The organism is Blastomonas sp. UPD001, assembly GCF_003426715.1.
In the GTDB taxonomy this organism is placed as follows: Bacteria; Pseudomonadota; Alphaproteobacteria; order Sphingomonadales; family Sphingomonadaceae; genus Blastomonas.
The window spans coordinates 408,289-435,166 of sequence record NZ_QKVT01000001.1; the positions used below are offsets into that span (position 1 = coordinate 408,289).

The 26,878-nt window shown below is 66.1% G+C and carries 24 protein-coding genes; 12 read left to right on the plus strand and 12 right to left on the minus strand.

Going from position 1 to position 26,878, the window contains the following annotated elements; genetic code table 11:
• Nucleotides 1-460: NAD-binding protein (locus tag DM995_RS01990; RefSeq protein WP_198669226.1), on the plus strand; the 460-nt coding region annotated here is incomplete at its 5' end.
• A 78-nt stretch (nt 461-538) separates the two neighbouring features.
• Here the strand turns inward: DM995_RS01990 and rlmN are convergent.
• Nucleotides 539-1,792, minus strand: a complete 1,254-nt coding sequence (gene rlmN / locus DM995_RS01995; RefSeq protein WP_502696560.1) for a dual-specificity RNA methyltransferase RlmN — start codon at nt 1,790-1,792, stop codon at nt 539-541.
• Nucleotides 1,793-1,873: 81 nt separating this feature from the next.
• Here rlmN and DM995_RS02000 point away from each other — a divergent pair, with 81 nt between their 5' ends.
• Nucleotides 1,874-2,284, plus strand: coding sequence for a low affinity iron permease family protein (locus DM995_RS02000; RefSeq protein WP_023836931.1), 411 nt, complete (start codon nt 1,874-1,876; stop codon nt 2,282-2,284).
• Here the strand turns inward: DM995_RS02000 and DM995_RS02005 are convergent.
• Together DM995_RS02005 and DM995_RS02010 are read right to left on the minus strand one after the other, a co-directional pair.
• Nucleotides 2,281-2,778, minus strand: coding sequence for a hypothetical protein (locus DM995_RS02005; RefSeq protein ID WP_116968329.1), 498 nt, complete (start codon nt 2,776-2,778; stop codon nt 2,281-2,283). The genes DM995_RS02000 and DM995_RS02005 overlap by 4 nt on opposite strands.
• The gene (locus tag DM995_RS02010) at nt 2,775-3,431 is read right to left on the minus strand and encodes a histidine phosphatase family protein (protein ID WP_023836929.1); all 657 of its coding nucleotides are present in this window, start codon (nt 3,429-3,431) and stop codon (nt 2,775-2,777) included. The genes DM995_RS02005 and DM995_RS02010 overlap by 4 nt, the downstream gene beginning before the upstream one ends.
• A 188-nt stretch (nt 3,432-3,619) precedes the next feature.
• Between DM995_RS02010 and dnaN the strand changes: the two genes are divergently transcribed.
• On the plus strand, nt 3,620-4,738 hold the full coding sequence (dnaN, locus tag DM995_RS02015; RefSeq protein WP_023836928.1) for a DNA polymerase III subunit beta: 1,119 nt from the start codon (nt 3,620-3,622) through the stop codon (nt 4,736-4,738).
• A gap of 262 nt (nt 4,739-5,000) precedes the next feature.
• Here dnaN and DM995_RS02020 read toward each other — a convergent pair whose 3' ends face one another.
• Together DM995_RS02020 and gltX are read right to left on the minus strand one after the other, a co-directional pair.
• Nucleotides 5,001-6,284 (minus strand): citrate synthase, encoded by a 1,284-nt coding sequence (locus DM995_RS02020; RefSeq protein ID WP_023836927.1) that lies wholly within the window; start codon nt 6,282-6,284, stop codon nt 5,001-5,003.
• Nucleotides 6,285-6,357: 73 nt separating this feature from the next.
• The gene (gene gltX, locus DM995_RS02025; RefSeq protein ID WP_232823981.1) at nt 6,358-7,701 is read right to left on the minus strand and encodes a glutamate--tRNA ligase; all 1,344 of its coding nucleotides are present in this window, start codon (nt 7,699-7,701) and stop codon (nt 6,358-6,360) included.
• A gap of 21 nt (nt 7,702-7,722) precedes the next feature.
• On the opposite strand from gltX, the gene DM995_RS02030 reads away from it, so the two are divergent.
• Complete coding sequence (locus DM995_RS02030; RefSeq protein ID WP_232823982.1) at nt 7,723-8,844, plus strand: ComEC/Rec2 family competence protein; 1,122 nt, start codon at nt 7,723-7,725, stop codon at nt 8,842-8,844.
• Here the strand turns inward: DM995_RS02030 and DM995_RS02035 are convergent.
• Both DM995_RS02035 and DM995_RS02040 read right to left on the minus strand, forming a co-directional pair.
• On the minus strand, nt 8,825-10,207 hold the full coding sequence (locus DM995_RS02035) for an L-serine ammonia-lyase (RefSeq protein ID WP_116968331.1): 1,383 nt from the start codon (nt 10,205-10,207) through the stop codon (nt 8,825-8,827). The genes DM995_RS02030 and DM995_RS02035 overlap by 20 nt on opposite strands.
• A gap of 21 nt (nt 10,208-10,228) precedes the next feature.
• Nucleotides 10,229-12,217 carry a S9 family peptidase gene (locus DM995_RS02040; RefSeq protein ID WP_232823983.1) on the minus strand — a complete coding sequence of 663 codons (1,989 nt, stop codon included), beginning with the start codon at nt 12,215-12,217 and terminating at the stop codon, nt 10,229-10,231.
• A gap of 109 nt (nt 12,218-12,326) precedes the next feature.
• On the opposite strand from DM995_RS02040, the gene pabB reads away from it, so the two are divergent.
• From pabB to dxs, 5 genes are all read left to right on the plus strand, one after another.
• Nucleotides 12,327-14,159 carry an aminodeoxychorismate synthase component I gene (pabB, locus tag DM995_RS02045; protein WP_116968332.1) on the plus strand — a complete coding sequence of 611 codons (1,833 nt, stop codon included), beginning with the start codon at nt 12,327-12,329 and terminating at the stop codon, nt 14,157-14,159.
• 233 nt (nt 14,160-14,392) lie between these two features.
• The gene (locus DM995_RS21605; protein WP_023836921.1) at nt 14,393-14,536 is read left to right on the plus strand and encodes a hypothetical protein; all 144 of its coding nucleotides are present in this window, start codon (nt 14,393-14,395) and stop codon (nt 14,534-14,536) included.
• The gene (gene msrA / locus DM995_RS02050; RefSeq protein ID WP_116968333.1) at nt 14,533-15,228 is read left to right on the plus strand and encodes a peptide-methionine (S)-S-oxide reductase MsrA; all 696 of its coding nucleotides are present in this window, start codon (nt 14,533-14,535) and stop codon (nt 15,226-15,228) included. Before DM995_RS21605 ends, msrA begins: the two co-directional genes overlap by 4 nt.
• 50 nt (nt 15,229-15,278) lie before the next feature.
• Nucleotides 15,279-15,752, plus strand: coding sequence for a Fur family transcriptional regulator (locus tag DM995_RS02055; RefSeq protein ID WP_116968334.1), 474 nt, complete (start codon nt 15,279-15,281; stop codon nt 15,750-15,752).
• Nucleotides 15,753-15,866: 114 nt separating this feature from the next.
• Nucleotides 15,867-17,801, plus strand: coding sequence for a 1-deoxy-D-xylulose-5-phosphate synthase (gene dxs, locus DM995_RS02060; protein WP_116968335.1), 1,935 nt, complete (start codon nt 15,867-15,869; stop codon nt 17,799-17,801).
• Nucleotides 17,802-17,885: 84 nt separating this feature from the next.
• Here the strand turns inward: dxs and DM995_RS02065 are convergent, their stop codons facing one another.
• The 5 genes from DM995_RS02065 to DM995_RS02085 all read right to left on the minus strand — a co-directional run bounded on the left by DM995_RS02065 (nt 17,886) and on the right by DM995_RS02085 (nt 24,179).
• A complete protein-coding gene (locus DM995_RS02065; protein ID WP_116968336.1) occupies nt 17,886-18,314 on the minus strand; it encodes a DUF3035 domain-containing protein in 429 nt (142 codons plus the stop codon).
• Nucleotides 18,307-18,879 (minus strand): signal peptidase II, encoded by a 573-nt coding sequence (gene lspA / locus DM995_RS02070; RefSeq protein ID WP_023838261.1) that lies wholly within the window; start codon nt 18,877-18,879, stop codon nt 18,307-18,309. The genes DM995_RS02065 and lspA overlap by 8 nt, the downstream gene beginning before the upstream one ends.
• Before the next feature lie 136 nt (nt 18,880-19,015).
• Nucleotides 19,016-22,036, minus strand: a complete 3,021-nt coding sequence (ileS, locus tag DM995_RS02075) for an isoleucine--tRNA ligase (protein WP_116968337.1) — start codon at nt 22,034-22,036, stop codon at nt 19,016-19,018.
• A 30-nt stretch (nt 22,037-22,066) separates the two neighbouring features.
• Nucleotides 22,067-22,990 (minus strand): bifunctional riboflavin kinase/FAD synthetase, encoded by a 924-nt coding sequence (locus DM995_RS02080; RefSeq protein WP_116968338.1) that lies wholly within the window; start codon nt 22,988-22,990, stop codon nt 22,067-22,069.
• Nucleotides 22,991-22,997: 7 nt separating this feature from the next.
• Complete coding sequence (locus DM995_RS02085) at nt 22,998-24,179, minus strand: dipeptidase (protein WP_502696597.1); 1,182 nt, start codon at nt 24,177-24,179, stop codon at nt 22,998-23,000.
• Nucleotides 24,180-24,223: 44 nt separating this feature from the next.
• On the opposite strand from DM995_RS02085, the gene DM995_RS02095 reads away from it, so the two are divergent.
• From DM995_RS02095 to DM995_RS02105, 3 genes are all read left to right on the plus strand, one after another.
• Entirely contained in the window at nt 24,224-25,216 is a 993-nt protein-coding gene (locus DM995_RS02095) for a DUF58 domain-containing protein (RefSeq protein ID WP_232823984.1), read from the plus strand.
• Complete coding sequence (locus tag DM995_RS02100; protein WP_198669228.1) at nt 25,213-26,244, plus strand: stage II sporulation protein M; 1,032 nt, start codon at nt 25,213-25,215, stop codon at nt 26,242-26,244. Before DM995_RS02095 ends, DM995_RS02100 begins: the two co-directional genes overlap by 4 nt.
• The coding region (locus DM995_RS02105) for an RDD family protein (RefSeq protein ID WP_198669229.1) at nt 26,244-26,878 on the plus strand (635 nt) is incomplete at its 3' end. The genes DM995_RS02100 and DM995_RS02105, both read left to right, overlap by 1 nt.

Below are 26,878 nucleotides of genomic sequence, written 5' to 3' on the forward strand. Positions count from 1 at the left end.
GCCCTATGTCGCGATCGAATCCAATGTCGATGTCGTCGCCGCCGCGCGGCGCAAGGGCGTGCCGATCCTGTTCGGCGATGTCGCGCGGCCCGAATTGCTCGACCGGCTGCGGCTCGGCCATGCCAAGGCGCTGATCCTGACGATGGACGATCCGGTGCTCGCCGTGCGCATCGTTCGCCGGGTCGCGGGCTGGGTGCCCGATCTCACGATCATCGCCCGCGCGCGCGATGCCAATCACGCGGCGGAACTCTACCGCGCCGGGGCAACGCTCGCGGTGCCCGAGGCGCTGGAAAGCTCGCTGCAGCTGTCCGAGGCCGCCCTGGTCGATCTGGGCATTGCGATGGGCCCGGTGATCGCCTCGATCCACGAAAAGCGCGACGAATTGCGCCGCAAGATCATGCAGGACGGCGAGTTGTCCAAGCAGCCGCTGCTCAAATCGGGTGAGGCGCCGGCGGGGTAGGCAGCAGGCTGCAACCACAGCTCTCCCCTCCCGCTGGCGGGAGCCTGCCCCTCCCGCAAGCGGGGGGGAGAGGGCGCCTCAACCCAAAGCTGCCTGCTTTTCCTCCGCCAGCCGGTCGAGCTCGGCGCGGCTCTTCTTTTCCGATGCGGACTTGAGCTGGCCGCACGCCGCCATGATGTCGCGGCCGCGCGGGGTGCGGACGGGGGCGCTGATGCCGCCTTCGAACACGATGTCGGAAAAGCGCTTGATCCGCTCGGGGTCCGAGCATTCGTATGCCGCGCCGGGCCAGGGGTTGAACGGGATCAGGTTGACCTTGGCGGGCAGGCCATAGGCCTTGAGCAGGCGCACGAGCTCGCGCGCATCCTCGTCGCTGTCGTTCTTGTCCTTGAGCATCACATATTCGAAGGTGATGCGCCGCGCGTTGCTTGCGCCGGGATAGTCGGCGCACGCCTGGAGTAGCTGTTCGAGGCCGTATTTGCGGTTCAAGGGCACGATCTCGTCGCGCACGTCCTTGGTCACCGCGTGCAGCGAGACCGCGAGGTTGACGCCGATCTCCTCGCCGCAGCGCGCCATCATCGGCACGACGCCGCTGGTCGAGAGCGTGATGCGCCGCTTGGACAGCGCCAGGCCATCGCCGTGCATCACGACCTTCATGGCGTCGCGGACATGATCGAAATTGTACAGCGGCTCGCCCATGCCCATCAGCACGATATTGGTGAGCAGCCGGCCATCGGCGGTATAGGCGGCGGCGTCCTCGTCCTCGTCGAGCCGGTCCATCGCGCCCTTGGGCCATTCGCCCAGCGCATCGCGCGCGAGCATCACCTGGCCGACGATCTCGCCTGGCGTGAGGTTGCGCACCAGCCGCATCGTGCCGGTATGACAGAAGCGGCAGTTGAGCGTGCAGCCGACCTGGCTGGAGATGCACAAGGTGCCGCGGTCCGCATCAGGGATGAAGACCATCTCGTAATCCTGGCCGTCATCGGTGCGCAGCAGCCACTTGCGCGTTCCGTCGCTCGAGACCTGCGCCTCGACGATCTCGGGACGGCCGATGACGAAACGCTCGGCGAGCCAGGGGCGCATCGGCTTGGCGATATCGGTCATCGCGTCGAAATCGGTGACGCCGCGATGGTAGATCCAGTGGAAGAGCTGCTTCGAGCGCAGCTTGGCCTGCTTGCGGTCCAGCCCGGCAGCCTCGAGCAGCGCGCCGATAGCCTCGCGCGCCAGGCCCATCAGGTCGCTGCGGCCATCGGCACGCGGGGTGATCGCGCGCGGCACGGGCACGGGGTCGATATGGCCCGGAATGGGCATGGAGATCGGGGTTTCGGCGTTCATGGCGGCGCACATAGTCAAATTCGCCCGCAATTGCTAGCTGTGCCTCCGGCGCAGCGCCGTTCCACGTCTTCAGGAGCCCCCATGGATCGTTTCTTCACCGTGATTGCCACCCGTGTCGCCTGGCTGGTGGGCAGGCCGTTCGCCTTTTTCGCGGCCACGCTGATCATCGTGATCTGGGGGGTGACGGGGCCGGTGTTCGGCTATTCGGATACCTGGCAGCTGGTGATCAACACCGGCACCACGATCATCACCTTCCTGATGGTGTTCGTCATCCAGAACAGCCAGAACCGCGATGCGGCCGCGATGCAGGCCAAGCTCGACGAGCTGATCCGCGCGCAGCACGACGCGCGCAACGCCTTTATCGGCATCGAGCATCTCACCGACGTGCAGATCGACGCGATCCGCGCTGCGCTGGAAGAGGAAGGGCGCGCCCGGGGCGACCATCACAAGGCGGCGCATGCCAGTGTCGAGCGGCTGCTCGATCGTATCTAGCTGCGGCGCGCGCACCCCAAAGCCGCCGCATCCATCGCGGTCGCGGCGCCTTTCAGCAGATAGAGGTCACGGATGGTGTTGCCGCGCGCGTCCTGGCTGCTCGCGCTCATCTCGCGCGCGGAGCGCATCGCGGCGATGATGCTGGCGTCCATCGCCTTGTCGCGCGCCCAGGCATCGCCGCCGCCGCCGGTGAGGCGAAAGCGGCGGATGCCGATGGTCAAGGTGACGGCCTGTCCTTTCGCCATCGCGCGGCTGAGCCGCAGATGGAACTGACCGCGCACGCCGCGCTTCGGCCAATAGCCTATGCTGGCAAAGGGACGGTATTGCCGCGACCCGCGCACCTCGTCAGGCTGGGCGATGGCGTAGCAGCGCGGAACCTGCGGATCGCGGAAGGCGCCCCAGGCATCGAACACGCCCAGGCTGTCGCGCGCCTCGGCCGCCGGGGCGAGCGCCGCCAGCAGCGCCAGCGCCAGCGCGGCGGCGCGTTTGCTCACGCATGACCTCCGCCGGTGCCGGTGACGACGACATGCTCCACGCCATTCTCGATCATCACCACCGATCCCTGAGGCAGGCCGGGCGCAATCGGCGCGCCGAACTCGGGGTGCACCGGCAGGCCCAGCAGCACCCCGCGCAGCACCCGGCTCGAAATGCCGTGCATGATCACCAGCCGGTCGCCCGGTTCGCCCGCATGATCGGCGAGCCAGCCCGTCACGCGCTCGGCAATTTCGGGATAGCATTCGCCGTCGGGGGCAGGGGTGAGCAGCATGTCGGCGCTGACGATCGGTCCGACCTCGTCGACCACCTCGGCATAATAGCGCCCACCCCAGCAGCCCATGCCGATCTCGGCCAGGCGGATATCGCGCTCGGCATCGTGCCAGTCGAGCCCGAGATGCTCGGTGATCACCGCCAGCGTCTGCAGCGCGCGGCCGGTATCCGATGCCCAGAGCTTGATCTCCGGCTTCTGGCCCAGCACGCCCGCCAGCGCCGCGCCCATCGCATCGGCCTGGGCAAAGCCGGCGCGGGTGAGCGGGGTGTGGAGATGATCGCCTTGCAGCCGTTTGGCGGCGTTGAAAACCGTCTCGCCATGGCGCGCGATGAACAGGCGACCGGGCACTGGCGGGCAGGCAAAGCGGGAATTTTGCGTCATATCGCTCCCGTTTCGGCAATGGGTGCCCAATAGGCAAGTCTATCCCGTCATTTTCCACAGTTTTGGCGCATCTGCCCGGCTATCGGCTTGCCCCTAAAGCCAATCTTGTTAATGAAGTGGGTCCGGATTCTGCCTTCGCGGCGGATATGTCATTTGCTGATGAGGCTGCAGCGCCTCGGGGGATTTTCATGAAAGCGACAATCGAACGCGCGACGCTCCTCAAGAGCCTCAGCCATGTTCAGTCGGTGGTGGAACGGCGCAACACGATCCCCATCCTGTCGAACGTGCTGATCGAGGCGTCGAGCGATGGCGCGCTGCGCTTCATGGCGACCGATCTCGACCTGCAGATCGTCGAGACGATGAGCGCCTATTCGGTCGAGACCCCCGGATCGATCACGGTTTCGGCGCACACGCTGTTCGAGATCGCGCGCAAGCTGCCCGATGGCAGCCAGGTGATGCTCGATGCCGCCGACGGCAAGATGCTGGTGCGCGCAGGCCGCAGCCGCTTCACGCTGCCGACGCTGCCGCGCGACGACTTCCCGGTGATCGCCGAGGGCGACCTGCCGACCAGCTTCGAGCTGGCCGCAGCCGAGCTGGTCCAGATCATCGACAAGACCCGCTTTGCCATCTCGACCGAAGAGACGCGCTATTATCTCAACGGCATCTTCCTGCATGTCGCCGATGACGACCGCCCGGTGCTCAAGGCCGCGGCGACCGACGGTCATCGTCTGGCGCGCGTGACGCTCGACCGGCCTGATGGTGCCGAGGGCATGCCCGACGTGATCGTGCCGCGCAAATGCATCGCCGAACTGCGCAAGCTGCTCGACGAGCGCGGCGACTCGCGCGTGCAGGTCGACCTGTCGGCGAGCAAGATCCGCTTCACCCTGGGCAGCGCGATCCTGACCTCGAAGCTGATCGACGGGACCTTCCCCGATTACAGCCGCGTCATCCCGACCGCGAACGACAAGCTGCTCAAGATCGATCCGCGCGCCTTCGAACAGGGCGTCGACCGCGTCGCCACCATCGCCACCGAAAAGACCCGCGCGGTCAAGATGGCGCTGGAAAAGGACAAGATCACGCTCTCGGTCACCAGCCCGGAAAACGGCACCGCGGCCGAAGAGGTCGAGGGCCAGTATGGCAGCGACGGCTTCGAGATCGGCTTCAACGCGCGCTATCTGCTCGACATCCTGGGCGAGATCGATGGCGATGTCGTCGAACTGCACCTTGCCGACAGCAGCGCCCCGACGCTGATCCGCGAGAACGACAAGGCCACCGCGCTCTACGTGCTGATGCCGATGCGCGTCTGACGCGCACGCTCCGTCTATCTCGAAATAACCCCGTCATTCCCGCGAAAGCGGGAATCCCGCCTCTGCGTCCCGCCGACAGACAAAGCGGGACCCCGTGAGTTCACGGAACAAGTGCAACCAGTGTTGCACTTCAAACGTGAATCCACACCCCCGCCTTCGCGGGGGTGACGATAGGGTCGGGGGAAGGTTTGCTGAAGCCAAAGCAAAACGCCCTCCCGGTAAGGGGAGGGCGCTTCGTTCGTCGCGATGGCCGCTGAAGAGTTCAGCGGTCGCCGATCTTCACATAGGGGCGCTGCGTCGGGCCGGTGTAGAGCTGACGCGGGCGGCCGATCTTCTGGCCGGGGTCGGAGATCATCTCGTTCCACTGCGCCACCCAGCCGACGGTGCGCGCGAGCGCGAACAGGGCGGTGAACATCGTGGTCGGGAAGCCGATCGCCGAGAGGATCACGCCCGAATAGAAGTCCACGTTCGGGAACAGCTTCTTCTCGATGAAATAGGGATCGTTGAGCGCCATTTCCTCGAGCTGCAGCGCGACCTCGAACACCGGATCGCTGACCTTGAGCGCGTCGAACACCTCGCGCACGGTCTTCTGCATCACCGTCGCGCGCGGGTCGTAGTTCTTGTACACGCGGTGGCCAAATCCCATCAGACGGAACGGGTCGTTCTTGTCCTTGGCGCGCTCGATATAGTGCGGGATCTTGTCGGGCGTGCCGATCTCGCGCAGCATGTTGAGCGCGGCCTCGTTCGCGCCGCCATGCGCCGGGCCCCAGAGACAGGCGATGCCGGCCGCGATGCACGCGAACGGATTGGCGCCCGACGATCCGGCCAGACGCACGGTCGAGGTCGACGCGTTCTGCTCATGGTCGGCATGCAGGATGAAGATGCGATCGAGCGCACGCTCGACCACGGGGTTGACCTCGTACTTCTCGGCCGGAACGCCGAAGGTCATCTTCAGGAAATTGCCGGTATAGGACAGCGAGTTGTCCGGATAGACGAACGGCTGGCCGACCGAATATTTGTACGCGGCGGCGGCGATCGTCGGCATCTTGGCGATGAGGCGATGGCTCGAGATCTTGCGATGCTCGGGGTCCGCAATGTCGGTCGAGTCGTGATAGAAGGCCGACAGTGCGCCGACCACGCCGCACATGATCGCCATCGGGTGCGCATCGCGACGGAACCCGCGATAGAACTGCATCAGCTGCTCGTGCAGCATCGTGTGACGCGAGATGGTATAGGTGAAGGTGTCGAGCTCGTCCTTGCTCGGCAGTTCGCCGTTGAGCAGCAGGTACGAGACTTCCATGAAGCTCGAATCCTCGGCCAGCTCGCCGATCGGATAGCCGCGGTGCAGCAGCACGCCCTCGTCGCCATCGATATAGGTCAGCGCGCTGTCGCAGCTGGCGGTGGAGGTGAAGCCGGGGTCATAGGTGAAGCAGCCGGTTTCGGCGTAGAGCTTGCGGATGTCGATGACGTCCGGGCCGATCGAGCCGGAGCGGATCGGATAGCCGCTTTCCTTGTCGCCGATCTTCAATGATGCGCTGTCTGACACGGTACGTTCTCCTCCAAGCGTTTATGCGGCGGGGCGGACCCCGCCAGGGTTCGGTATTGCGCGCAGAGCCCGCTCAGGCGGACACACGCGTGACGTCGTTGATCCGGGCGAGCGATTCCTCGCGTCCCAGAAGTTCGAGCACATCGAATATACCCGGTGAGCGGGCCTGTCCGGTCAGGGCGGCGCGCAGCGGCTGGGCATAAGTGCCAAGGCCGTGCCCCTGTGCCTCGGCAAACTGGGTAAGCTTTTCCTCCAGCGCGGCAGCCGTCCAGGACGGTGCTTCGGCCAGAACCGGTGATACTGTCTGCAAGACCGCGACCCCGGCATCGTCTAGCAGGGATTTTGCTTTCTCGTCCATGCTTAACGGGCGATTCTTGAAGAGAAACTGCGCCCCATCGGCCAGTTCGTTGAGGTCGCGCGCGCGCAGCTTCATCACCGGCATCGCGCGGGCGAGCAGATCGGTGCCGCTCGCCGCATCGAATTCGGGCATCAGCGCCGCAACGCGCGGGGCGACGAGCGCGGCGAGCGCCGCATCGTCCATCTCGCGCAGATACTGGCCGTTGAGGTTGATCAGCTTCTTGGCATCGAAGCGCGAGGGCGACTTGCCGACATTGGCGAGCGAGAACAGCTCGACCGCCTCGGCGCGCGAGATCTTCTCGCGGTCGCCATAGCCCCAGCCGAGCCGCAGCAGATAGTTGAACATCGCATCCGACACGATGCCCATATCATCGCGATAGGCCTCGACGCCGAGCGCGCCGTGACGCTTCGACAGCTTGGCACCGTCATTGCCGTGGATCAGCGGGATATGCGCATAGACCGGCTCGGGCCAGCCCATCGCCTGGATCAGCGCGAGCTGGCGGAAGGCGTTGTTGAGATGGTCGTCGCCGCGGATGATGTGCGTCACGCCCATGTCGTGATCGTCCACGACCACCGCGAGCATATAGGTGGGGGTGCCATCGGAGCGCAGCAGGACATAATCGTCGAGTTCGCGCGTATCGACCGTGACGCTACCCTGGACCTGATCGGCGATCGTCATCTTGCCCGATTGCGGGGCCTTGAGGCGCACGACATAGGGCGCGCCCGCCGGTGCCTCATTGGGATCGCGGTCGCGCCAGCGTCCGTCATAGCGCATCGGCAGCTTCTTCTCGCGCTGCTCGGCGCGCATCGCCTCGAGCTCTTCGGCGGTGGCAAAGCACTTGTACGCCTTGCCCATGTCGAGCAGCTGGTGCGCGACCTCGGCATGGCGCGTGGCGCGCTCGCTCTGGAACACCGGCGTGTCGTCCCAGTCGAGGCCGAGCCAGTCGAGCCCGGCGAAGATCGCGTCGATCGCCTCGGGGGTCGAACGCGCCTTGTCGGTATCCTCGATCCGCAGCAGCGCCTTGCCGCCATGGTGGCGGGCGAACAGCCAGTTGAACATCGCGGTGCGCGCGCCGCCGATGTGCAGGAAACCGGTGGGCGAGGGGGCGAACCGGGTTACGTGCTGCTGGTCTGGCCCGAATCGCTGATGGGGCCGAGCTTCCAGCTGAGCTTCGCCGCGGTCACCGCGATCGTCGCGCTGCACGATCATCCCGCGATGCGGAACTGGGCAGCGATGGACCTGGGCTGGGCCGGGCGAGCGGCGCGCTTCCTGGCGATGACCTTCCTCACCGGGCTGCTGATCGAGTTCACGCTGATGCCGATCGCTCTGCACCATTTCGGCAAGGCGGGTCTCTACGGCGCGCTCGCCAACATGATCGCAATCCCGCTGACCACCTTTGTCATCATGCCGCTCGAGGCGCTGGCGTTGCTGCTCGATCTTGTCGGGATCGGCGCACCCTTCTGGTGGCTGTGCGGCGTCGCGATCGAGGCGCTGATCGATGTCGCGCATGGCGTCGCCGACACGCCCGGCGCGGTGGCGCTGTTTCCGCGCAGCGGCGCGCCTGTGTTCGCGCTGTTCGTGATCGGGGGGCTGTGGCTGTTCCTGTGGCGGACGTGCGGACGCTGGCTGGGACTGGTGCCGGTGGCCATCGCCAGCCTCCTCGCCGCGCTCCAGCCTGCACCCGATCTGCTGGTGACCGGCGACGGCCAGCATGTCGCGGTCAGCGCCCCCGATGGCGCGCTCGTGCTGCTGCGCCGCAGGACCGGCGATTATGCGCTGCAGAGTCTGAGCGAGAGTGCCGCGTTTCAGGGGCAGCCGATCGCGATCGAGGACTGGCCTGGCGCACGCTGCAATGCCGATTTCTGCAGCCTGGTGCTGCGCGCGGGCGAACCCAGCCATCGAGTGCTGATCGGGCGCAGCCGGGAGCGCGTGCCCGAACGCGCGCTCGCCGCCGCCTGCCGCCGCGCCGATATCGTCATCGCCGGGCGCTGGCTGCCGACAAGTTGCCGACCGCGCTGGTTCAAGGCGGACCGGGCGCTGCTCGACCGGACCGGCGGGCTTGCGATCTATCTTGCCGATCGCAAGGTGCGCACCGTCGCGCAAGGCCATGCCGGGCATCCCTGGTGGGACCGCGCGATGGCGCTGCGCCAGGCCGCGCGAGAGAAGGCGCGCGCCGAGCGGCTCAGCACTCGACCACGTTGACCGCGAGCCCGCCCTGCGAGGTTTCCTTGTAGCGCTCGTTCATGTCGAGCCCGGTGCGGCGCATCGTCTCGATCACCTCGTCCAGGCTGACCCGGTGCGTGCCATCGCCCATCATCGCGAGCCGCGCCGCCTCGATCGCCTTGACCGCGCCGACCGCGTTGCGCTCGATGCACGGCACCTGCACCAGGCCGGCGACCGGATCGCAGGTCAGGCCCAGATTATGCTCCATGCCGATCTCGGCGGCGTTCTCGACCTGCATCGGCGATCCGCCCCAGGCCGCGACCAGCCCCGCTGCCGCCATCGAGCAGGCGACGCCGACCTCGCCCTGGCAGCCGACTTCCGCGCCCGAGATCGAGGCGTTTTCCTTGAACAGCGATCCGATCGCGGCGGCGGTGAGCAGGAATCGCTCGACGCCCGCCTGATCCGCCCCCGGCGCAAAGCGGTCGTAGAAGCGCAGCACCGAGGGGATGATCCCCGCCGCGCCGTTGGTGGGGGCGGTGACGACCTTGCCGCCCGCCGCATTCTCCTCGTTGACCGCTAGCGCCCAGAGGTTGACCCAGTCGATCACGGTCAGCGGATCGGAGAGCATCCGCTCCTGCCGCTCCATCAGATGCGCCATCACCAGCGGCGCGCGGCGCTTGACCTTGAGCCCGCCCGGCAGGATGCCGCCCGTGCGGATGCCGCGGTCGATGCACGCCGACATCGCCTCGGCAATCCCGGCAAGGCCTGCGGATAGCGCCTCGGGGCTGCGCGCGGCCAGTTCGTTGGCGCGCATGATCTCGGCAAAGGAAAGCCCCGTCTCTGCAGCGATGGCGAGCAGGTCCGCGCCCGAGCGGAAGACATGCGGCACGTCCCACAGCCCGCCGCCACCGGGCGCGTTGCCGCCGGTCTCGCCCTCGTCGATCACCGCGCCGCCACCGACCGAATAATAGGCGCGCCGGTCGAGCTCGGCCCCTGCCGCGTCGAAGGCGGTGAAGGTCATCGCATTGCTGTGATATTCGAGCCGTTCGCGCTGCAGGAAGAGCAGGTCGGCCTCTTCGTCGAAGGCGATGCGATGATGCCGCGCAAGCAGCAGTTCGCGGGTCGTCCGGATCGTGTCGATCAGGCGGTCGGCGGCATCGGGATCGCAGCTCACCGGTTCCTCGCCCGCCAGCCCGAGCAGGATCGCCCGATCGCTGGCATGGCCCTTGCCGGTCAGCGCGAGCGACCCGTAGAGCCGCGTCTCCACCCGCGCCACGCGATCGAGCAGCCCGGCATCGGCCAGCCGCGCAACGAAGCGCCCGGCCGCGACCATCGGCCCCATGGTGTGCGAACTGGACGGGCCGATGCCGATCTTGAACAGATCGAAGACGGAGGCAACCATGGCAAATCCTTGCGAAAAAGGTCAGTCGGCAGCGCCAGGCCGCTCGCCCAGCAGGTGCTGCTGCCAGAAGGCGAGCGTCGCCCAGAAGAGATAGTCGGCATTTTCCTTGCGCCGGAAGCCATGCCCCTCGTTGCGCGCGAGCAGGTGCCAGGCGGTGCCGCCGCGCGAGCGCACCGCATCGATGATCTGGTCGGCCTCGCTCGCCGGAACGCGCGGATCGTTGGCGCCGGTCACCACCATCAGCGGGATCTTCAGCTGGTCGACCTTTGTCAGCGGGCTGATTTCCTCGAGCTTGGCGCGCAGTTCCGGAATGCGCTCGTCGCCATATTCGATCCGTCTGAGGTCCCGCCTGTATTCCTCTGTATTTTCGAGGAAAGTGACGAAATTCGAGATCGCGACGATGCAGCTGGCGGCATTGAAGCGGCGGCCGTAGCGGATCGCGCTGGCATAGCACATGTATCCGCCATAGCTGCCGCCGGTGACGCCGAAGCGCTTGGCATCGAGCGTCGGATATTTGCCCAGCCGGTCGAGAAGGGCGCCGATATCCTTGACCGAATTCTCACGGCGGAACGGACCGTTGTCGAGTGCGACGAACCGCTTGCCGAACCCCGTCGAGCCCCGGACATTGGGATAGAAGAGCGCGATGCCGAGTTCGTTGATCAGATAGTTGCTCCGGCCCAGAAAGCCCGCCGTCGCCTGGCCCTCGGGTCCGCCATGGATCGACATGATCAGCGGCCGCTTGCCGGGATGCCGCTTCGGATCGGGCCGGTAGAGCAGACCGGAAATCGGCTCGCCGTCGAAGCTCTTGATCTCGACCAGTTCGGGCTCGACATTGGCGGCGGGATCGAGCCCCCCGGTCTCGCTCTCGGTCCAGCGGGTGACCTTGAGCGTCGCTGGATCGAGGCTGTAGGCATCGCCCGGCGACTGGTTGGAATAGACGGTGAAACCGAGATCGCCCCAGGGCGCGAACTTCATCCCCGACCCGATCTCGCCGGCGGGAAGCCCCGGCACCTGGCGCTTGGCACCGCTCGCGATATCGTACAGATAGAGCCTAGAAAAGCCTGCTTCGTTAACGACATAGGCGATGGTCTTGCCATCCTTTGCGATGTCGAAGCTGCTGATGTCCCAGCGTCCGCCGTCGATCATCGGGGTGAACAGTCCGGTTTCGGTGTCGAGCAGGCCGAGCCGCTGGACGTCCGAATCCTTGTCGCTCGAGACCCAGAGACGGCCGTCGGGCGCGAATTGCAGATTGCCATAGGCGACTGGCAGCGCGTCGCGCGTCACCTGGCGGATCGCGCCGGTCTCGACATTGATGATGTGCAGTTGGCTGTCGGTCACCGAAATGTAGTTGAACACCAGCAGGTCTCGGCCATTGGGGGCAAAGTCGATCGCCGCCCATCCGCCGCTGTCGGTCGACAGAACCATCCGTGCCGATCCGGGAACGCGCGGGTCCATGATATAGATATCGTTGTAAACCCCGGTGCGCATGTTGCTGCCATAGGCGACGAGCTTGCCGTCGTCCGAGAACGGCCCCAGCGCGTGGCGGCTCTTGCCGTCGGTGAGCAGCGTCAGCCGGCCCGATTCCAGCGCGTAGATCTGCGCCACCTCGTTACCCCCGGCGTCCTTTTCGAGCAGCAGCACCTGCCCGTCGGGCGACCAGCTGCCGCTGAAGATCGGCTCCTCCTCGAAGGTGATCTGCCGCCGCGCCGATCCGGGGGCGGCGACGCGGTGCAATTGCGCGACATTGGCAAAGCGCGTGGTGACGAGCATCGACCGGTCGAGCGGATGCCAGCCGACAAAACCCGCGGTGCGATATTCGAGATAGGGCCGGGTATCGGCCACCAGCGATTGCGCGATCGGCGGAATGCCGTCGGCCAGCACGGCTTGTGGCGGCGAGACGACAGGATCGGCAGGCGCGGCGTCCTGCGCGGCCACGGGCATAGCCAGGCCGACCGCCAGTGCGGCCAGCGCCCCTGTCCATTCGCGCCGATGCATCCTGCGTCCCTTCATGTCTTGCTGCCCGTCTATGCGGCGCATGCGCGCTTGGCAACCACAGCTGCCATCGCGCCCGCCAAACACCCCTAGGCATCGAGACAGCGAGGCCCTAGAAGCGCGGGCCATGGACCCCAGGCCCGCCCGTCTTTCCCAGCCCTTCGTTCTGCTCGATGATGCCCGCGTCCAGGTGGCCAGCCCGGCGCGATTGTACCGCGATCCGGTGCGCTGCCTGTCGGCGCACACCGCCGGGGAGCTGGACCAGTTGCTCGAGGAGCTGCGCAGCGCGGGCCGGGCCGGGCTGCATGCGGCGGGCTATCTCGCCTACGAGGCCGGCTATGCGCTCGAGCCCCGGCTGCGGCCTTTGCTCGGTGCGGTGGGGCCGATGCGGCTGGCCTGGTTCGGGCTGTTCGAACGTCATGACGTCATGCCGCCAGAGGCGGTGCCCGGTTGGCTAGAGCAGCAGGGCGGGGAGACGCAAGCCTATCTCACTCCTGCACAGCCCGAAATGGCCGAGCATGACTATGCGGCGCGCTTTGCGTTGGTACACGAGGCGATCGCGCGCGGCGACATCTATCAGGCCAATCTCACCTTCCAGAACCATGCGGCGGTCACCGGCCATCCGCTGGCGCTCTATCGCGCGCTGCGCGCGGGATCGGCGGCGGGCTATGGCGGGGTGGTGTTCGATGGTGCCAACTGGCAGCTCAGCCTCTCGCCCGAAATGTTCTTCTCGCTCCGCCAGGGCGAGATGACCGCGCGCCCGATGAAGGGCACGCGCCCGCGCGAAGCCGATCCCGCGCTTGATGCCGAAGCCGCCGAGCAGCTGCGCAGTTCTGACAAGGACCGCGCGGAAAACCTGATGATCGTCGATCTGCTGCGCAACGATCTGGCGCGCGTCGCGGTGCCCGGCAGCGTGCGCGTGACCGATCTTTTCCGCATCGAAAGCTATCCCAGCGTCCACCAGATGACCTCGACCGTGCGCGCGGCGCTCCAGCCTGGCCGCGATGCGATCGATATCGTCCGCGCGATCTTTCCCTGCGGGTCGATCACCGGCGCGCCCAAGATCCGCGCGATGGAATTGCTGCGCGCAATCGAGGCGGGGCCGCGCGGCATCTATTGCGGATCGATCGGGCGGATCGACCCGCATCGCGAGGGGCATCCCGGCGATGCCGCGTTCAACGTCGCAATTCGCACCTTGCATCTTGCCGCCGATACGCAAAAGGTCAGCCTCGGGCTGGGATCGGGGGTGGTCGCGGATTCCGGCGCGGCAGACGAATGGCGCGAATGTCTGGTCAAGGGGGCGTTCTTGAAGGCGGCGACAGGATTGCAGACAAGGCCGGGGCGGTTCGATCTGATCGAGACCATGGGCTTCGATCCGGCGAGCGGCATCGTCCGGCTGGAACTGCATCTCGAACGGATGAAGGCGAGCGCGGCGGCGCTGGGCTTCTCGTTCGACCGGCACGCCGTGCGCAACGCGCTCAACCACGCCTGCTTCTTCCTCGAGGCGCCCACGCGCATCCGGCTGCTGCTCGCGGCGACGGGCGATACCGCGATCGAGATGCGCCCGATGCCCGCGCCGCTGGCCGAGCCGCTGAAGGTGGCGCTGCATCCGATGTCGCTCGCCGCCGACGATCTGCGGCTCCGCCACAAGACCACCGACCGCAGCGCCTATGACGCCCCGCGCATCGAGGCAAGCGCACGGTTGGGCGCGGACGAGGTGCTGTTCACCGATGTCGGCGGCGCGCTGACCGAGGGAAGCTTCACCAGCCTGTTCGTCGAGCGCGACGGCCGGCTGCTGACCCCGGCGCTCGATCTGGGCCTGCTGCCCGGCGTGCTCCGGCGCGAGCTGATCGAGCAGGGCAGGGCGGTGGAAGCGCGGCTGGAGCCCGGCGATCTGGCCGGCGGCTTCTGGCTGGGCAATTCGCTGCGCGGGTTGATGCGGGCGCGTCTGCTCGATTGACCGCCGGGGCGGCTGATCGACCGCCGTTCGACGTTCGCCGAAAAGCTGAACGCTCGCCTGTGCGGTGGTTCACAGCGCATACAGCCGATTCAGGCAGATTGCGGGCACCCCAAGCAGAACTATCCGCAGTGCTGCTTGATTCGCCCCTCGGGGGTCCCAGATGGACCTTCCGGTGTAACCCCGCAGGCCTTTCCCCCGAACCGGGCCTGCGGACACAAGATAAGAGACGAGCCATGACGACGATCCTCAAGTCGGACCTGTTCCGCAATTTCCTGGGCGGCTTTGCCATCGGCGCGATTGCGCTGTTCGTGCTGCTGCCCGAAGACGGCCGCGCCGAAAGCGCACGCCCCGCCATCGAGAGTTCGATCCTGAAATGAACCTGCCTTCGCGTCTTCTCCCCCTGCTGGCCGGTATCGGTCTGTTCGGCGCGGCGCTGACCGTGCTGGAGCCTGCCGCGCTGGCGGCGGAAGAGGCGAAGATCATCCCGGCGCCGAAACTCAAGGCGGCCGAATCGGGCAAGCAGGCGGTCGCGGTCTTTGCCGGCGGCTGCTTCTGGGGCGTCGAGGGCGTGTTCAGCCATATCAAGGGCGTGAAGAGCGCGGTGTCAGGCTATCACGGCGACGGCAAGGCCAATGCGACCTATGACGAGGTGTCGAGCGGCAGCACGCGCCATGCCGAGGCGGTGCGCGTGGTCTATGATCCCGCGCAGGTCAGCTATGGCCAGTTGCTGCAGGTCTTCTTTTCGGTGGTCGCCGATCCGACGACGCTGAACCGTCAGGGGCCCGATAGCGGCACCCAGTATCGCACCGCATTGGTGCCGGTAAGCAAGTCGCAGGCGCAGGTGGCGCGCGCCTATCTCGCCGAACTCGACAAGGCGGGGGCGTGGAAGCGCAAGATCGTCACGGCGGTCGAGCCGTACAAGGCCTTCTACCCGGCTGAGGCCTATCATCAGGACTTCATGTTCAAGAACCCGACCCACCCGTATATCGTGCGCTGGGATGCGGTGAAGGTGAGCAACCTCAAGCGGACCTTTCCCGCGCTCTACATGGCCAAGCCCGTGCGCGGCTGAGCCTGCCCGCAGCCATTGCAACCTTGGGGCGGGATGCGTAGATAAGCGCCATGTCGACCGTCACAGACCAGGCCCACAAGCATCACGAGCATGAGGGCGAAGACCTTGCCGTCGCCGCGCGGCGTTCGCTCGAAGCCGCCGGCGAGCAATGGACCGAGATGCGCGAGTCGATCTTTGCCGCGCTGGCCGAGATCGAGAAGCCCGCATCCGCCTATGACATTGCCGATTCCGTGAGCCGCAAGCGCGGCAAGCGGGTGGCGCCCAACTCCGTCTATCGCATTCTCGACCTGTTCGTGCGCACCAATCTGGCGCGCAGGGTGGAGAGCATCAACGCCTATATCGCCAATTCCCACCCTGGATGCGTGCACGATTGCATCTTCCTGGTGTGCGATTCCTGCGGAAACGCGACGCATATCGATGACGACAACCTGTCGCGCAGCGTCCGCAGTCGGGCGGAAGCGGCGGGCTATGTCGATATACGCCCGGTGATAGAGGTGCGCGGCCGCTGCGCAGCGTGCGACTGAAAATCCGCGTTTGCGGAACTGTCCAAAAAACTTTACACTCCAAACCGTCATCCGGGTCGATCATTCGACAGAACCCAAAAATGGGTCTAGGATTCGCGGTTGAAAGGGAATTCAATGACCAATCTGCCCGAAACGCCATTGCTGGACACCGTCAAGACCCCGGCAGATTTGCGTCAATTGAAACCCACCCAGTTGCGCCAGCTGGCCGATGAACTGCGCCAGGAAGTGATTTCGGCGGTATCGGTCACCGGCGGGCATCTGGGCGCGGGCCTCGGCGTGGTCGAACTGACCACCGCGATCCATTATGTGTTCGATACGCCCAATGACCGGCTGATCTGGGACGTCGGCCATCAATGCTATCCGCACAAGATCCTGACCGGTCGGCGCGATCGCATCCGCACGCTGCGCACCGGCGGCGGCCTGTCGGGCTTCACCAAGCGCAGCGAGAGCGAATATGACCCGTTCGGCGCCGCGCACAGTTCGACCTCGATCTCGGCGGCCCTGGGCTTTGCCATCGCCAACCAGATGAGCGACGCGCCGGGCAAGGCGATCGCGGTGATCGGCGACGGCGCGATGAGCGCGGGCATGGCCTATGAGGCGATGAACAATGCCGAGCGCGCGGGCAACCGGCTGGTCGTCATCCTCAACGACAATGACATGTCGATCGCGCCGCCGGTGGGCGGGCTTTCGGGCTATCTCGCGCGCATCGTCTCGAGCCGCGAATTCCTGGGTGTGCGCGAGGCGCTGAAGCGGCTGGCGCGCAAGCTGCCGCGCAGCCTGCACCAGGCCGCGCGCAAGACCGACGAATATGCCCGTGGCATGGCGATGGGCGGCACATTGTTCGAGGAACTGGGCTTCTATTATGTCGGCCCGATCGACGGGCACAATATGGACCAGCTGGTCGCGGTGCTCGAAAATGTTCGCGACGCAGCGGAGGGGCCGTGCCTGATTCATGTCGTCACGCAGAAGGGCAAGGGCTATGCCCCGGCCGAAGCGGCGGCGGACAAATATCACGGCGTCGCCAAGTTCGATGTCGTCACCGGCAAGCAGGACAAGGCCGCAGCGGGCCCGCCCGCGTACCAGAACGTGTTCGGCGAAACGCTCGCCAAGCTGGCCGAGACCGATCCCACCATCTGCGCGATCACCGCCGCGATGCCCTCGGGCACCGGCGTCGACAAGTTCGCGCAGGCGCACCCGACCCGCAGCTTCGATGTCGGCATTGCCGAACAGCATGCGGTGACCTTTGCCGCGGGGCTCGCCGCGCAGGGCATGCGCCCGTTCTGCGCGATCTATTCGACCTTCCTGCAGCGCGCCTATGACCAGGTGGTGCACGATGTCGCGATCCAGAACCTGCCCGTGCGCTTCGCGATCGATCGCGCCGGCCTGGTCGGGGCCGATGGCTCAACGCATGCCGGATCGTTCGACATCACCTATCTCGCCACGCTGCCCAACATGGTCGTGATGGCCGCGGCCGACGAGGCCGAACTGGTGCACATGACCTATACCGCCGCGTGCCACGACAGCGGCCCGATCGCCTTCCGCTATCCGCGCGGCAATGGCGTCGGCGTACCGCTTCCGCAAGTTCCCGAGCGGCTCGAGATCGGCAAGGGCCGGATCGTGCGCGAGGGCAAGAAGGTCGCGATCCTTTCGCTCGGCACGCGGCTCGCCGAAGCGCAGAAGGCCGCCGACGTGCTCGACGCCAAGGGGCTTTCGACCACGGTCGCCGATCTGCGCTTTGCCAAGCCGCTCGACGAGGAGATGATCCGCAAGCTGCTCGCCACGCACGAGGTGTGCGTGACCGTGGAAGAGGGCGCGATCGGCGGCTTCGGCGCGCATGTGCTGACCATGGCCTCGGACGAGGGGCTGATCGATGCGGGGCTGAAGCTCCGTACGCTGCGCCTTCCGGACGTCTTCCAGGACCAGGACAAGCCCGAAAAGCAATATGCCGAAGCCGGGCTCGATGCCGAAGGGATCGTCGAAACCGTGCTCAAGGCGCTGCGCCACAACAGCGCGGGCGTCTCTGTGGTGGGGGATGGCGCGCGGGCCTGATCCCGGTCCATCCTTGGCTTCAGATACAAGAAAGCCCGGCGAATCGTCCGATTCGCCGGGCTTTCTTGTAGCCTGTCTGGGCGCTTATTGCGGCGGGACCGCAGCCTTGGCGTCCTGACCGTCGCCTTCGGGCGCAGCGACGATGTCGCGCGTGGTGGCACCCTTGTCGGTGGTCTGGGTCTGGGGATCGCCGACCTGCGAGCGGATGGCGGCGTCGGGCGTTCCGGCACGGTTGAGCGCGGCGCCCTCGACGCCGCTGCGCGGCTGCGGGCCGCCGAACAATGCATCGAGCGCCTGCTGGCTGGCGGAGACCGACTGCGGGCGGGCTGCGCCCGGGGTCGGCGGGGTCAGCGAGAAATCGGGCGGGATCACCAGCGGCGCCTGACGCGACACGGCGAACTCGTCCGGCCGGTCGCGGTTGAAGATGCCGCCGCTCGAACCACAGGCCGAAAGCGTCGCTGCTGCGAGCGATACACCGGCGATCAGGGCAAGTTTGCGCCCGGAATTAAGCATCGTAATTCTCCGTCTTGGCAGCCGTCGCGTCAGCGCTAGGCCCGCCATGCTGAACCCCCGATTTAGGGCCTTCAGATTTCGCGGCTTTGTCGCCGATTATCAGAACGCGGGCAAGCAATAACAGCACGCCGATGGTGATCGCGGCGTCCGCGATGTTGAAGATCATGAACGGCCGGAAGGCCCCGAAATGCAGGTCGGCATAGTCGACGACATAGCCCAGCCGCGCGCGATCGATGATGTTGCCGAGCGCCCCGCCCAGGATCATGCCCAGCGCCAGAATGTCGCCGCGCGCGCGCTCTTTGAACATCCACAGCAGCACGATGGTGGCGATGATGCCGGTGAGCACGACCAGCATCCAGCGCGCGGTTTCGGTCTCTGCGGTGAGAAAGCCCATCGAGACGCCGCGATTTTCCGCCCAGGTCAGGTTGAAGAACGGCGTGATCTCGATCTGCATCCGGCTGCTCAGCGCGAGCGGACCCGCGACGATGAACTTGGCGAGCTGGTCGATGACAAGGATGGCAAGCGCGAGCGCGACGCCCTCGGTGCGAAAGCGGGTGAGGGTCATGCCAGGTGCACCCAGTTGCTATTGTCGTCATGCTGAACTTGTTTCAGCATCCATCGTGCCCCAGCAGCCGAAGCCACGTGGGGAGAAATGGACCCTGAAACAAGTTCAGGGTGACGGTTGAGGGTAGCCAGCACCTTCACGCCAGCATCTCCGAACAGCGATCACACAGCGCGCCGTCTTCGGTCACCTCGGGAAGGTGCCGCCAGCAACGGCCGCATTTGTGGTGGCTCGTCGGTTCAATGGTCATGATGCCTAGATTGGTCAGGTCAGGTCGGCTTTTCCCAAGCGAAACATCTGCAACGATTGCCAGCTCCGTGAGATCAACTCCGCTGATGAGAGCGAGGTCTTCATCGGTTCCAACGTCGATATGAACCATAGCTTCAAGTGACGAGCGGATAACCTTGTCGCGGCGAAGAGGCTCGATGTTTTCGGTGATAGCTGCGCGGAATTTGCGGATGCGCTCCCATTTCGCCACAAAATCCGGTTCCCCGCGAAGGCGGGGACCCATCTCCTGACCGTCCGATGATGGGCCCCTGCCTTCGCAGGGGACCGAGGAGAGGAGCGCGTCGAAATCGGGCCATTCCAGCAGGTGCACGCTGCCAGCATCGGGATAGCGCGTGCCCCAGACTTCTTCGGCGGTGAACACCAGCACCGGCGCGGCATAGCGGACCAGCGCCTCGAACAGCACATGCAGGACGGTGCGATAGGCGCGGCGCTTGAGCGTGCCTTGTGGGGCCGCCGGGCCGATATCACAGTACAAGCAATCCTTGCGGATATCGAAGAAGAAGGCCGACAGGTCGTTGTTCGCGAAATCGGCCAGCGTGCGGACATAGGTGTTGTAGTCGAAATCCTCGACTGCCTGGCGCAGCTTCGCGTCCATGTCGCCCAGCAGGTGCAGCACATAGCGCTCCAGCTCGGGCATGTCTGCGACCGCGACCTTCTCGCTCTCCTCGAACCCGGCAAGCGCGCCGAGCAGGTAGCGGAAGGTATTGCGCAGCTTGCGATACTGGTCGGATACCCCGGCGAGGATTTCCTTGCCGATGCGGTGATCCTCGGTGAAATCGACCGACAGCGCCCAGAGCCGCAGGATGTCCGCGCCCGAATCCTTGATCAGCGTCAGCGGGTCGATGGTGTTGCCCAAAGACTTGGACATCTTCATGCCCTTGGCGTCCATGGTGAAACCGTGGGTCAGCACCGCCTTGTACGGCGCGCGGCCGCGCGTGCCGCAGCTCTGCAACAGGCTGGACTGGAACCAGCCGCGATGCTGGTCCGATCCTTCGAGATACAGGTCGGCGGGGCTCTGCAGACCGGGCCATTGGCCGCTTTCCAGCACGAAGGCATGGGTGCAGCCGCTATCGAACCAGACATCGAGAATATCGGTGACGCGCTCATAGTCCGCCGGATCGTAATCGGGGCCGAGCAGGGCAGGAGCATCCGCCTCGTTCCAGCCGTCCACGCCGCGTTCGCGGATCGCCGCGACGATGCGCGCGTTGACCGCGGCGTCCTTCAGATACTGGCCGGTCTTGCGGTTGACGAACAGCGTGATCGGCACGCCCCAGGCGCGCTGGCGGCTGATCACCCAGTCGGGGCGACCTTCGACCATCGAGCGAATGCGGTTCTCGCCCTTGGCGGGCACCCAGCGGGTGTCGCTGATCGCCTGGAGGGCGGTGGAGCGGAGCGTCATCCCCTCTCCCTGTGGGAGAGGGGCAAGCTGCGCAGCAGCGCGGGGTGAGGGTGATGAGGCATCCGCGTCACCCTCACCCTTCCGCGGCTGCGCCGCTCCCTCCCTCTCCCGAGGGGAGAGGGACTGATCCATCGGGATGAACCATTGCGGGGTGCAGCGGAAGATCACGCGCGCCTTGGAGCGCCAGCTGTGCGGATAACTGTGCTGGAACGCGCCTGCCGACAGCAGGGCACCGGCGGCGCGCAGGTCCTCGCAGATCGGGCCGTCGGGGGCGTTGAACTTCGGATTGATCACCGACATCCGCCGCTCGTCCGCGCCGCCGAGCCAGGCCCAGTCGTCGCGATAGCGCCCGTCGCCCTCAACCGCGAACACCGGTTCGATGCCATTCGCCTTACACAGGTCGAAATCGTCCTCGCCATGGTCGGGCGCCATATGGACAAGACCCGTACCCGCATCGGTGGTGACGAAATCGCCGGGCAGGAAGGGGCGCGGCTTGGCGAAGAAGCCGCCGAGTTCGTGCATGGGGTGGCGGGCAGTGGCACCGGCGAGCGCTGCGCCAAGATACTGCCCGATGCTCTGGGAGCCTTCGGCGGTGGGATCGAATTCCCAACGCTTCATAGCCGCAGCCTGTAGATCGCGCGCGATGAGGTATCGGCAGCCGTTTAGGTTCACCAAATCGTACGCAACATCCGGCCCATAAGCCAAGGCCTGGTTCACCGGGATCGTCCACGGCGTGGTGGTCCAGATCACCGCATAGGCCCCGACCAGCTCGGGCGCGTTCGGCGCATCGACGATCTCGAACGCGACATCGATCTGCGTGCTCGTGACATCCGCGTACTCGACCTCGGCCTCCGCGAGCGCGGTCTTCTCGACCGGCGACCACATGACCGGCTTGGCGCCGCGATAGAGCTGGCCGCTTTCGGCGAACTTCATCAGCTCCTGCACGATGGTCGCCTCGGCGGCGAAGTCCATCGTCAGGTAGGGATTGTCCCAGTCGCCGTTGATGCCGAGGCGCTTGAGCTGCTCGCGCTGGGTATCGACCCAGTGCTGCGCATAGGCGCGGCATTCGGCGCGGAACGCTACGGGGTCGACCTCGTCCTTGTTCAGCTTCTTCTTGCGATACTGTTCCTCGACCTTCCACTCGATCGGCAGGCCGTGGCAGTCCCAGCCGGGAACGTACGGCGCGTCCTTGCCGAGCAGCGACTGGGTGCGGCAGACCATGTCCTTGAGGATATGGTTGAGCGCATGGCCGATATGCATGTCGCCATTCGCATAAGGCGGGCCATCGTGGAGGATGAACTTTGGGCGGCCGCGGCGCGCATCGCGCAGCTGCCGGTACAGGTCCTGCTCCTGCCAGCGCGCCAGAATGGCCGGTTCCTTCTGGGCGAGCCCGGCCTTCATCGGAAAGTCGGTCTGCGGCAGAAAGACGGTGTCTTTATAGTCGGCGGCGGCGCTGGCGGATTGGTCGGTCATAGTGGCTGGCGCTTACGGCGCGGCGGCGTTTCAGGCAAGCAATTCCCGCGCGCGGGCACAGTCGGCATCGATCTGGCGCTTGAGTTCGTCCCAGTCGGCGAACTTCGCCTCGGGCCGGATGAAATGGCGCAGCGCCACCTCGATCGTCTGCCCGTACAGGTCCTCGGAAAAATCGAAGAAATGCGGCTCGAGCAGTTCCTTGGGCGGATCGAATTGCGGGCGGATGCCAAGGTTCGCCGCGCCCTTCAGCACGCGCCCATCGGCGAGGTGCCCGGTCACCGCATAGACCCCGTATTTCGGCCGCAAATAGCTGCCCATGTCGATATTGGCGGTGGGAAAGCCCAGCAGCCGCCCGTTCTTGTCGCCATGCTGGACCACGCCCTGCACCGCAAAGGGCCGGGTCATCAGCCGCTCGGCCTCGTCGGGGCGACCCTCGGTCAGGCACTGACGGATGCGGCTCGACGAGATTACTGCGTCGTCGGTGGTCACCGGGCCGACCGCCTCGCTGCGCAGGCCGAGCAGCGCGCCGAGATCGCGCAGTACCTGGATATTGCCGCCGCGGCCCTTGCCGAAGGTGAAATCCTCGCCGGTCACCACGCCGACCGCGCCGAACCGCTCGATCAGCAGATCGGCGATGAAGCTCTCCGCGCGGGTTTCGGCCAGCGTCCGGTCGAAGGCGAAGACCACCATCGCGTCCGCGCCGGCTTCGGCGAATAGCTTCTGGCGCTGGTCGAGGCTGGTGAGGCGGAAGGGCGGCGTATCGGGCTTGAAATAGCGCACCGGGTGCGGATCGAAGGTGGCGATGATCGCGGGGCGGCCTTCGCCCTTCGCCCATTGGATGGCGCGTCCGGCCACGGCCTGATGACCGGCATGGAAGCCGTCAAAATTGCCCAGCGCGATGATGCCCCCGCGCAACCTGTCCGGCAGCCGCTCGCTGCCCTCCACCCTGATCATGCGTGCCCTATAGGGCCTTGCCCGGCAGGGGTTCAATGCCCTGTTTGAGGATGCGCAGCGTATTGCCGCCCATGACTGCTCGGATTTCGGCCTCGGTAAAGCCGATATCGAGCAGCGCCTGGGTGACCTGGACGATCTGGCTGGTGTCGAAGCGCGTCGTCACCGCCCCGTCGAAATCGCTGCCCAGCGCGACATGCTGGATACCGACGAGATCGCGGACGTGCTTGATCGATTTGGCGATCATCTTCGGATCGGTCGAGCAGATCGCGCCGTCCCAGTACCCGATGCCGATGATGCCGCCGGTGGCGGCCACGGCGCGGATCTCGGTATCGGACAGGTTGCGATTGACGCCGCATACCGCCTGCACCCCGCCATGGCTCGAGACGACCGGACGGCGCGCCATCGCGAGGATCTCGGCCACCGCCTTGTGGCTCGAATGCGCGATATCGACGATGATGCCCCTGGCCTCCATCGCGCGCACCATCTTGCGGCCGAACGGGGTGAGCCCGCCCTTGCGCGTCCCGTGCATCGAACCGGCAAGCTCGTTGTCGAAGAAATGCACCAGTCCCGCCATGCGCATGCCGACGCCGTAGAGACGGTCCAGATTCTCCGCCTTGCCCTCGAGATTCTGCAGCCCCTCGACCGAATAGAGCGCGCCGGTGACCTGCTTGCCTGCAGCGCGCGCGGCGAGCAGCGCGTCGATATCGGCCGACTTGCGGATCAGCATCAGCCTGCCGCGGGAATCCTTCGCCGCCGCCTCGAGCCGCTGACCGTGCCACATCGAGCGTTCGTGCACCGAGAACCAGGTCCGCACCGGCTGGAGCTGCGCCATGGCGAGCAGGGTGATATTGTCGGTATCGGACGGATTGCTGTCGTAATTCTGCCCCTTGGGTGTCTTCGAGACCGACGAGAAGACCTGGAGCGCGACGTTGCCCGCTTCGAGCCGGGGCAGGTCGATCTGGCCGCGGCTCGCCTTGTCGAGCAGGTCGCGCTTCCACAGCAGGGTGTCGCCGTGCAGATCGGCAATCTGCAGCGTCTCGTGCAGCGCCTTCGCGTCGGCGCGGATCGGCGGCAGCGGCTCGTCGGTCACCACATTGGTCCGCTCCTCGAACAGGCCGGGCAGCACGGTGACGGTGAAGATCAGCCCTGCGACAACGAGCAGGACAAGCCCCAGCAGAGCCTTGCGGATCACCTCCGCACCAAGGTCACGAAGCTGAACGCGGGCCGGTCGCGATGCTCGGGATCGGCGGGGTGATCGGTGCGCGCGCTTTCCTGCCAGACCGCTGGGTCGAACGTGCGCTGGAGATCGAGCGACTGTGGCTCCGCTGGCAGGGGCCGCTGGGCCTGGGCTGGCGGCAGGACGAGCTTGAGAGCGCAGAGAGCATCGCCATCCTGCCCGACATAGCAGCGGTGCGCGCACCCGCTTTGCAAGTTTTCATCAAGGAGGCGATCTACGGCATGCTCGCACGCCAGATCCGCGGCGAGGGCAGCGAGTTCGAGGCGCTGGTCGAATATCAGCCCGGTTTCGACCGGCGAACAATCGACTGGAAAAGCTCCGCGCGCCATTCGAAGCTGCTCGCGCGCGAATATGATACCGAGCGCAACAACCAGATCGTCTTCGCGCTCGATAGCGGATCTGACATGTGCGAGCCGGTCGCCGGCCTGCCGCGCATCGACCGCGCGGTCTCGGCCGCGCTGCTGACCAGCTATGTCGCGTTGAAAGCAGGCGATCAGGTGCGGCTGTTCTCCTTCGCTGCCCGGCCCGAGCGCGCGACGCCCTTTGTCTCGGGCAGCCGCAATTTCTTCCGGCTCCAGGCCGAGGCGGCGGGGATCGATTACCGCTTCGAGGAGAGCAACTATACGCTCGCGCTCTCGACATTGGCCGCGCAGCTGCAGCGGCGCTCGCTGATCGTGGTGTTCACCGATTTCACCGACCCAACCAGCGCCGAGCTGATGCTCGAATCGGTCGGACGGCTGATCGACCGTCATCTGCTGCTGTTCGTCGCGATGGAGGATGAGGAATTGCTGTCGATTGTCGACCAGCCACCCGCGAACAGCGAGAAGGTTGCGCAGAGTGTCGCCGCCGCCAGCCTGCTCGCGCAGCGGCGGCTGGTCATCACGCGGCTGCGGCACATGGGCATCGAGGTGATCGAGGGCCGGCACGACGAGATCGGCACGCGGCTGATGAACGCCTATCTCAAGATCAAGCGCCGGGGGCAGCTGTGAGCGAGCCGGCATTGCACTCCCCAGGCGAGCAGGCGGTCGCCGCTGCGGTGCTGCGCAGCGACCGCTTCCGGCTGGAGCGCGAGGGCGACTGGCAGCGGCTCGATGCGATGGTCACCGCAATGGAAAAGGGCAAGCTTCGCAAGCTGTCCGACGACGATGTCATGGCGCTGCCGGTGCTGTACCGGAACCTTCTCTCAAGCCTGTCGATCGCGCGCGAAAGCTCGCTCGATGCCGGGCTGATCGCCTATCTCGAATCGCTGACACTGCGCGCCTATTTCATGGTCTATGGCACGCGCACCAGCTTCGGCGGATGGTGCCGCAGCTTCTTCGGCGGCGGGTTGAGCCGTGCGGTGCGCAGCATCTGGCTCGATCTGCTGGTCGCGCTGGCGGCGATGGTCGCGGGCGCGGTGCTCGGCTTCTGGCTGGTCGATGGCGATACCGACTGGTATTTCCGTCTGGTTCCGTCGCAGTTCAGCGATGTCCGCGTGCCCGGCGCCTCGCGCGAGGCGTTGCTCAACACTTTGTTCGGCGAGACCGATAGTGATGGCCTGGGGGTGTTCGCCGCCTATCTGTTCAGCAACAACGCGCAGGTTGCGATCATGGCCTTCGCGCTGGGCTTTGCCTTTGGGGTGCCGTCGATCCTGCTGCTCGTCTACAATATGGTGGGCCTGGGCGCGATGCTCTGGCTGTTCGCCTCGCGCGGGCTCACGGTCGAATTCATCGGCTGGCTGTCGATCCATGGGACCACCGAATTGCTCGCGATCCTGCTTGCCGGGGGAGCGGGCCTGCATATCGGCCGCGCGCTGGGCTTTCCCGGACAGCGCAGCCATCTCGTCGCTCTCGGGCAGGCGGGGCGGACGGCGGCGCAGGTGATGGCGGGCGTCGTCGTCATGCTGATCTGTGCAGGGCTGCTCGAAGGCTTCGGCCGCCAGCTGATCCAGTCGACGGCGATCCGCTATGGCATCGGCTATGGCATCCTGGCGCTGTGGCTCGCCTATTTCTTCGCTTTCCGGCCGAGGCAGGCCTGATGGCGCGCGCTGCCGATCTGGGCCGGACGCGGGGCAGGGATACGCGGCTTCAGCGCATCCTGGTGACGCCCGAAGGCGTCGCGCTCGATGTCCATGTCGCCCCGGCCAGCGCGCGCGCGGCGGCGCTGTTCATCGATCTCGGCGCGCTGTTCGGCATGTATATCGCTTTCGTCCTGGCAATGTTGCTGATCGTATGGACGTTCGAATGGGCCGATATGCCCGCGCTTCCCGAAAGCGTGCTGGGCTTTCTCGCGGTGCTGTTCATCATCGGCACGTTCCTCGCGCGCAACGCCTATTTCCTCTATTTCGAGCTGGGCCAGCGCGCCGCCACCTGGGGAAAACGCGCGGTCGGCATCCGCGTCGCGGCGCGTGATGGCGGGCGATTGACCGCGGAAGCCGTGATCGCGCGCAACCTGCTGCGCGATATCGAGCTGTTCCTGCCGGTGATGTTCATGACGTCGAGCGGGCTGCAGGGATCGCTCAGCGAGTTCGCAGCCTGGGCGGGCCTGGCCTGGGTCGGCAGCTTCGCGCTGTTCCCGCTGCTCAACAAGGATCGGTTGCGCTGCGGCGACCTGATTGCCGGAACCTGGGTGGTGCAGGCCCCCAAGGCGGCGCTGGCGGGGCTCGTGGCGGA